6 protein-coding genes and 1 pseudogene are annotated in these 7,914 nt (G+C 31.6%); all 7 read right to left on the bottom strand.

The genetic code is table 11. The features are described from left to right. Window positions 1-2,486, bottom strand: a 2,486-nt coding sequence (locus ABJI11_RS15570) for an Ig-like domain-containing protein (RefSeq protein ID WP_348354175.1), incomplete at its 3' end; no start/stop codon positions are given. A gap of 351 nt (window positions 2,487-2,837) precedes the next feature. Then, window positions 2,838-3,890, bottom strand: a complete 1,053-nt coding sequence (locus ABJI11_RS15565; protein ID WP_348354172.1) for an acyltransferase — start codon at window positions 3,888-3,890, stop codon at window positions 2,838-2,840. Window positions 3,891-3,910: 20 nt separating this feature from the next. Next, window positions 3,911-4,708, bottom strand: coding sequence for a hypothetical protein (locus ABJI11_RS15560; RefSeq protein ID WP_348354169.1), 798 nt, complete (start codon window positions 4,706-4,708; stop codon window positions 3,911-3,913). A 65-nt stretch (window positions 4,709-4,773) separates the two neighbouring features. Next, window positions 4,774-5,781 carry a glycosyltransferase gene (locus tag ABJI11_RS15555; protein ID WP_348354167.1) on the bottom strand — a complete coding sequence of 336 codons (1,008 nt, stop codon included), beginning with the start codon at window positions 5,779-5,781 and terminating at the stop codon, window positions 4,774-4,776. Between the two features lie 241 nt (window positions 5,782-6,022). Further along, window positions 6,023-6,796: an SDR family oxidoreductase gene (locus tag ABJI11_RS15550; protein ID WP_348354165.1), complete on the bottom strand. Its 774-nt coding sequence runs from the start codon at window positions 6,794-6,796 to the stop codon at window positions 6,023-6,025. 10 nt (window positions 6,797-6,806) lie between these two features. Next, on the bottom strand, window positions 6,807-7,547 hold the full coding sequence (locus tag ABJI11_RS15545; protein ID WP_348354164.1) for a 3-oxoacyl-ACP reductase family protein: 741 nt from the start codon (window positions 7,545-7,547) through the stop codon (window positions 6,807-6,809). Between the two features lie 35 nt (window positions 7,548-7,582). Further along, window positions 7,583-7,914: pseudogene (locus ABJI11_RS15540) on the bottom strand (carbamoyl-phosphate-synthetase); the annotation flags it as partial.

The raw sequence follows: 7,914 nt of genomic DNA, 5'->3' as shown, positions 1-7,914 counted from the left end.
CTTCCTATATTGGATAATTCCAAATCTACATCAGTCTCTGAATCACCAGCTTTGAAAGTTCCCTTTTCTAGTTGAACTCCCATAGCGTTAGAAACAGTGTATTCGTAATTACCACCATTTCCTTCAGGTAAATGTACTGATACTTTACCATCTGCCTGAACTGGGTTAGGGAAAGCAAATGCAGATTTATCTGTAATTGAACCAACACTGAAGTTTATTGTTTCTGTAGCAACAAGAGATCCGCTACCATTAGTACCTGAATATGCTGAAACTTTTAACGTATATGACCCGTTAGAAAGATTTGCGGCAATGTAATCACCGTCAACATCTCCAAATAAAGCATATGGAGCTACATTTTCATATCTAGTTTCACTTTGCGCTCCAGAAAGTACTAATAGTACACTTTTCGCTTCAGAAGGCACATTTGCTCTGACATTTACACTTTGCGTATTTGATGAGCTTAATGTTGTACCATTTGATAAAGTACCAATATTTACATTAGATATTGCATCTATTAAATTTAATGTTACGGAAGATGTAATTGGTGTTGTAGGAGTAGAACCAGAACCTACTGAAACATTGACAACATCTGAACCTGTAGCACCATCATTATCCGTAACAACTACTTCAACTTGATAGTTACCTGAGGTAGATTCTTGAAAAGGATGAGAGGTGTAAATTTCTCCATCCGTATCTACTAAATTTCCATCTATATAAACCTGATATTTAATTACGCTACCATCACTATCATTTGCAATAACACCAACTAAAACTTCTTCTCCTACAGCTATGACTTGTCCTTCACTAAGTGAAGTTATTTGAACGGTTGGTGCCTGGTTTCCAGAAATTGGTGGAGTAGGAGTAGTTGAAGAACCTACAACAATATTTACAACTGCAGAATTTGTATTGTTGTCATCATCTGTAACGGTAGCTTTGATTTCATAATTACCATTACTTATACTGCTAATAACATGTGGAGTGTAATTGGCACCGTCTGTGTCAACTAATGCATCGTTTACGAAAATCTGATATTTAACAATACTACCATCAGAATCAGAAGCATTTAAATTTACGGAAACATTAGAACCAGCAGTAAAACTTTGACCGTTAGTTAGATTGGTAATACTTACGGCAGGATCTGAGCCTGACGTAGGAGGTGTCGGATTCGTACCTGGCTCATCATCATCATTTACTGTAATAACAACAGTGTCAGAAGTTGTTTCACCTGAATTGTCAGTAACTGTGGCTCTTATAGAATAATTGCCGGTACTAATACCTTCAATAGTATGTGCTGTATAATTTGCGCCATCTGTATCTACTAAAACATCATTAACAAATATTTGGTGCTTTATTATACTACCATCTGAGTCATTAGAATTTACAGCTACAGAAACATTAGAACCAGCAGCGATAGTTTGCCCGTCATTTAGATTTGTAATATCTACTGTTGGAGCAGTATTTGATGCTGGTGGAGTTGGTTCTGGATCTGGATCGGTAGAACCACCACCGGTTACTGTAATATTTACCGTACTTGTGTCAGATTCACCATTGCTGTCTGTTACTTTTGCTGTAATTACATAGCTACCTGGCTGAATGTTGGTCATAGTATATGGGCTGTAGTTAACACCATCTGTATCAACTAAGCTGTTATTTACAGAAAGTTCATGACTAGTGATGTTACCATCTGGATCACTAGAAGATAATTGTACCGTAACTGAGCTACCACTAGTTATAGTTTGACCATTACTTGGGCTAGTTATATTTACGGTAGGGGCTTCATTTGTTGTAGGAGTTGGATCAGGTGTTGGTGTGCTGCCAGAACATGTTGTTGCTGATCTAGATAAACTTTCTGCTTGATTTGCTGAATAGCTACCTTCTTTATAAAGTACCATTCTGTCTATTGAATGTCCATTTGATCTTGCTGAAATTTGTATGTCATATACGCCAGGGCTATTAAATGTAGCGTAAACACCGTGACCGTTAAAGTCACTCGTAAAAGTACTCCAGCTCCAGTCTATAGTGTTCGTATATACTTTAAACCATCCATTTGAACTAGCACCTTCTGGATTTGGTGTTTTACCAGATCCCTTTGGGTAAATTTTACTGCTACCTTTTTGACCAAAAAAACTAGATGCGTTAATTTTTAACCAAGAATCGTTATGTTCTGTACTTGCATTACTACTAGCAATAACACTGATTTTATTACGCCAGATAAACCTATATGTTCCTGATGAGTTTATTCTAACTTTATATGTTATAGTTGAATTTCCAGGAGAACCAAAATTGTTGCTTCCTCTATATGTAATAGCTGAGCCTGCAGTAGAGCCCGAGATAGATTCCTTTTTCCAGCTGCCTGATACTTTTGATTCTGTTTCTAGAATAGCGATACCATTCTGTTCTTCAAAATCGGCTCCGTCACATTGAGCATAAATTTGTTGAAAGCAAAATGCTTGTAACAATAAAATAAGAGTAATTTTTAATTTCATAATTAATGTTTAGTGGAGTTGTTAATATATAAATAGTTATAAATTCTTGTTTATAATGTAAAGTGAAAATTAACTTAAGTGGTTGTCTACTAAACTTGGGGAGAGATTGATAACGACAAACTGCTACTTATTTACGACGAAAATATCTTTTTGGTCTATCAAATACTAGAATAAAATAAAAAGATCGATGAAATACACATGTCGCTTATTTACCCTTTTCAAATAAATGATGTTAAGAATATAATTTTGATATGGTTTGAAAATTTGAATATAAAACGCTTCATTTTATTAACGAAATACGTTAAGATACTTTTGAAGTATTCCAATTTTGAAATAAAGATGTATTATTAACTAATACCCGGTAAAATAATAGGATTTATTTTTAAAAATTTTTTTAAAAATAATAGCAACTAATATACTTATACTTATAAGTAAAAATAAACTGATCAAGAAGGATAAAATTGGTTTTGAAAACTCATTTATTCCTAACTGTTCTTTTATGATATATAAAAGCCGTAAAACATAACCATGTAGAAAATAAATTGCAAAACTGGTATTTGCTAATAACATAACAAATTTATTTTTATTTTCTTCAAAACGATGTAACCAAATCATTAGAAAAAGACAAAGAAATATTTTTTGAGGTAAAATTGTATCTATTCCCTCGTAAGAAAAAAAGGATTTTGAGTTATTCCCCACAATCTCAAAATAAGTTTGAATAATTAATATCAAAAGGAAAGGAGTTAAAAATAGATACTCTTTATTTTTAAAGAAGAAGTATATCTTGACTTTATTAATAGAACAATAAATACCAAATAAGTAAGCGGGAGTGAAATACACTAAAGATTGTATAAATATCAGACTTATCATTTTTGGTCTTTGTACTAAAAGAGAAATTATAAATGTAACTACCATTATTATAATCTGGCTCTTGTGATTTGCTTTAATGAAAACTGAATGCAATGGATAACATAAAAACAACAGTATAGCAAATGGAATATACCAATATGCAACAAGATGCTCTCCACTTAATAAGAAAAGCAATGTAGGGTATAAGTATTCATAGAATATACCTGTTTTTTCTGAAGGTATGAACGTAGTCCAATAATTTGGTTGGTTGTTTAGCTTATATATTATGGGTATTATAGATAATATAAAATAAGGAATAATTAAACGTTTAACTCTTTTTTTGAAAAATAGATGAGTTTTAGATTTTAGGTAAAAAATATGATGATATAAAAATCCAGATATAAACACAAAAACAATTGTTCCACCTGCAGTTATATTAATTAATAAACGATGAATAAAGTTAGTTTGTTTGATATCCGAGAAGATATCACAATGTGATGCAACAATTAGTACGATTGCAATCGCTCTTAAAATTGTAATCGAATTTAGATACATCAATAATATTTAAGATTCGTTTAAGATATATTATAAAAATTAAATGATTTTTTAAATCTATTTCCTATATACCTAGGTCTGTATCTTGTAAGTTTGGAATATATACTTTGAAAATAAGCCAAAGAAAAATATTTGGACTGGTTCACTAGTTTTGAAACCTTAGATTTTGACATGTAATGGTTTTCTCCATTGGCCATACTATATAAAGCTGCCGGCTTTGGGTATGGTATTAATGAAAGATTATTTTCTAGTTTTATCGTTTCATGAAAATAATAAAGGTATGGCTCTTTCTGTATTATCTGTTGAAATAAATCTTTCTTAATGATAATACATGTACCACATCTAACATTGAAATTACTGCGAATCATAAAAGCAAATTTACTGCCTTCTGTATAGAAATATCCTTTGTTAACATACCAACCAGGTGTATTGTCTTTTAACCTAGCGTTGACATATTTGCTAATTCCGTTTTGAATGCAATCATCAGAGTCAACAACCATAAAATAGTCAACATTAAAGTTAGCTATTGCATACTCATATGCAGACTGGATTTTGTTGGCTTTATCACTTTCTTTCAGCTGTCTATCTTTTTCCCAATCTTCATTACTTAATTGAGGTACGTCAAAATCAACTTGAACATAATGAACTTGTGGATGCTCAAATTTTTTTGCAGGTAATTCATGACAAGCTACAACTATTTGAAAATCTCTATCTCTTTGCCCATTAATTGATTTAAGACTTCGAGTAACCAATTCACTGAATTTATCCCAATCAGAAGATAGTTTCTTACTTTTTACAGGTACAAGGAAGCAAATCATATTTAGTTATTTTAATGTTTAAGCATTAAGTAGTATTTTACTGTAGCTTATTATGTTTATTAATTTTAAAGAAATTTTAGTGTTCTCATAACTTTTAAACCTAGAAGAGCACAGTTTTTATTATTCATAAAAGGACGAATATAATTATTTGTACCCTCCATGTTTAACGTTATAGGGTATGCTTCTAGGGTTTTCATTTTATCTAAAATCGTATTAAAGACTTTTGGGTCTAGACGATATTTATATGCTCTTATAATTAAAGCAAAAACAACAGCCTGCTGCTTGTCTTTTAATCTATTTATAACTTTAGTTGGCTTACTAGATGAGTTCTTGTAATTCTTTATTAAATCATTAAACTCTACAACAGCTTTAACCATACCTTGTATAAACTCTAGATTTTTTTTAGAATCTTTACTAGTTACAATAGATCCGGCAACCTTAACATATCTATGAGCGTCAAGGTTAACCTTAGAAACACTGCTGGCTTTTAAAAAAACACTAGAAGTGAAAATCATATCTTCATATGCTCGCATGTCTTCAAGAAAAGTAATATTACTTTCTAAAAGGAAACTCCTTTTAATAACGTAAAAACAAGCTGAATTTCTTAAGCCATTTTCAGCAATATAATCTTGCCCATCAGTTACGTGTAGTGCTAAATTTTCAGTATCTAGTTTTGAGAAATTTGGTTGTTCACCTTCATTTATATATTCACTATCAAATTCTAATAGTTCAATGTTGTTTTGCTGACTTAAATTAAAAAGGCATTTCAAAGCATTTGGTGCTAAATAATCATCAGCATCTAAAAAATAAATGTATTCGCCTATAGCTTCAATTAAACCGTTATTTCTTGCTGCACTAGGTCCTTGGTTTTTTTGAATAATTAATTTAATGTTTACAAAAGTATTTTTCTTTGCATAATTTTTAACAACTAGTGCACCAGAATCTTTAGAGCCATCGTCGACAATTATGACTTCATATTCATCAGGCTTTAAACCTTGGTCAAGTAAGCTTTCTAAGCAGCGTTCAATATATTTTTCTTTGTTATAAAGAGGAATAATTATGCTAAATTTCATTGCTTATTTAAATTATTTTTTAATTTCTTAAAAGGACCAAGGTTAAATATGATTATTATAAACTTCAATACAATAAATACTTATCCTTAAGTTTTTACAATTTATTTGAAGGTTTCGTAAAATTATTGAAACCATATTTCTTACCTAATAAAATTGTTTTGTAACATTTTAATCGGATTAATTACTTTGATTTTAAAATCAACGTTTTCGATTTTAAATAAGTTTACGCTAAAAGCTATGCTTACCTACCTAAATAACCTCCATCAACAGGTATTACGGTTCCTGTAATATAATCACTTGCAGACGAGCATAAAAATACTGTTAAGCCTTTTAAGTCTTCGCCATTACCCCACCTTTTCATAGGTACTCTAATGAAAACTTCTTCGGTTCTTTTTTTATCGTTTATTAATGCAGTGTTAAGTTGGGTGTCCATATAACCAGGAGCAATTGCATTTACACAAATCCCTTTAGCAGCCCAATCATTTGAAAGTGCTTTTGTTAATTGGCTGACTCCACCTTTTGAAGCTGCATATGCAGGTATTGTAATACCGCCTAAGAAACTCATAAGAGAAGCTATGTTAACTATTTTTCCACCACCATTTTCTAACATGTTTTTTGCTACATATTTGCAATAGTAGAAAGTGGCATCAAGATTAATAGCAATTACCTTGCTCCATTCTTCATCTGGAAAATCTTCACTTGGATATCTTCTTTGAATACCTGCCGAGTTTATTAAAATATCTATTTTTCCTCCTAACAAATCTAAAGCAGATTGATACGATTCTTTAATTTCTGATATTTTACTAATATCTGCTCTAATAGCGTCAACCTCTAGACCATCTTTTTTGAATTCTTTGCAAATGTCAAAAACTCTTTCATCGAAGTCTATTACAACAGTTTGTGCACCTGCTTGCGATATTGCTTCTACCATGGCTTTTCCAAGGTCACCGGCGCCACCAACCACAATTGCTTTTTTTCCGGCTAAACTAAATGATTCTAATATATTTGATTTCATATTTTTTATTTTATCCCATGAATAATCCTCCGTTAACATCTAAAACTGAACCAGTAGTAAAGCCGGCATCGTCACTTGCAAAATAGCAAGCTGCTGCTGCAACTTCTTTTGGTGTTCCAAATCTTTCCAAAGGAAATCTTTCTTTTAATTTTTTCAATACTTCCGGGCTTCGTGCTGCAGACATATCTGATTCAATGGTCCCAGGTGCAATACAATTGACCGTAATTTGTTTTTTTGCAAGTCTTCTGGCCAAACCATAAGTCAATGCTATGATTCCGCCTTTAGATGCGCTGTAAGCCATTCCGTTCTCAAATCCTCCCATTCGCCCAGAATTAGATGATAAATTGATTATTCTTGGATGCTTACTTTTTTCTAAATATTGAATTGATTTTTGGATCATAGTAAACGTACCCCTAAGATTAACGGCCATAACATTATCCCATTCTTCAATTGATGTTTCTTCTATACTAGCCATATCTAGTATACCTGCACTATTTACAAGAATATCTATTCCACCAAAATGCGAATTAATATGTTCAAGTGTTTCTTCAACTGAAGATACATTTGTTACATCACATCTATACCCTATGACCTTATTTCCGGTATTGTCAATATTTTTAGCAGCTTTTTTTGCACTGTTTTCTGAAACACTTAGTATAGCTACGTTGTAACCAATAGCATAAAATTTTTCAGCAATTGCCAGTCCTATATTTCTTGATCCTCCAGTAATAACGGCTGTTTTATTTTCCATATCCTTATATAAATAGTTTATTTGATGTATTCTTATTAAAGGTAATTTTCTTCAGTTATAGTTTCTGGCCATGTTAGTACCATATCATTACCAGAATTATCTGTAATTACAAGTTTCTCTTTAAATTCCGATATTTTAGAGTTTAATTCTTTAAGTGAGTCAGCTACAACATAAATTCGAGAAAATACTTGTCTCTCAGTTCCTAACCATTCTTTCTTAACCGAATCACCTTCTTTAAATCTATCTAAAACGAAAATCACGTTTTTATCTTCTTTAATCTCAGATAAACCTTTAATAGAGTTAATTGTTCCTTCTTTTAAAAGTACCCAGATAGTACATGCTTTTTTACCTCTAAACATGTAGTCAT

It is taken from the genome of Maribacter sp. (genome assembly GCF_039968975.1).
In the GTDB taxonomy this organism is placed as follows: domain Bacteria; phylum Bacteroidota; class Bacteroidia; order Flavobacteriales; family Flavobacteriaceae; genus Maribacter.
The sequence above is the reverse complement of the archived record's forward strand: the minus strand, read 5'-3'. Positions and strand labels throughout refer to the sequence as shown.

Excerpts from the sequence above, each read along its gene's own strand:
- ABJI11_RS15560 (WP_348354169.1), bottom strand. The coding sequence starts at position 4,708 with ATGATTTGCTTCCTTGTACCTGTAAAAAGTAAGAAACTATCTTCTGAT.
- ABJI11_RS15555 (WP_348354167.1), bottom strand. The coding sequence starts at position 5,781 with ATGAAATTTAGCATAATTATTCCTCTTTATAACAAAGAAAAATATATT.
- ABJI11_RS15565 (WP_348354172.1), bottom strand. The coding sequence starts at position 3,890 with ATGTATCTAAATTCGATTACAATTTTAAGAGCGATTGCAATCGTACTA.
- ABJI11_RS15550 (WP_348354165.1), bottom strand. The coding sequence starts at position 6,796 with ATGAAATCAAATATATTAGAATCATTTAGTTTAGCCGGAAAAAAAGCA.
- ABJI11_RS15545 (WP_348354164.1), bottom strand. The coding sequence starts at position 7,547 with ATGGAAAATAAAACAGCCGTTATTACTGGAGGATCAAGAAATATAGGA.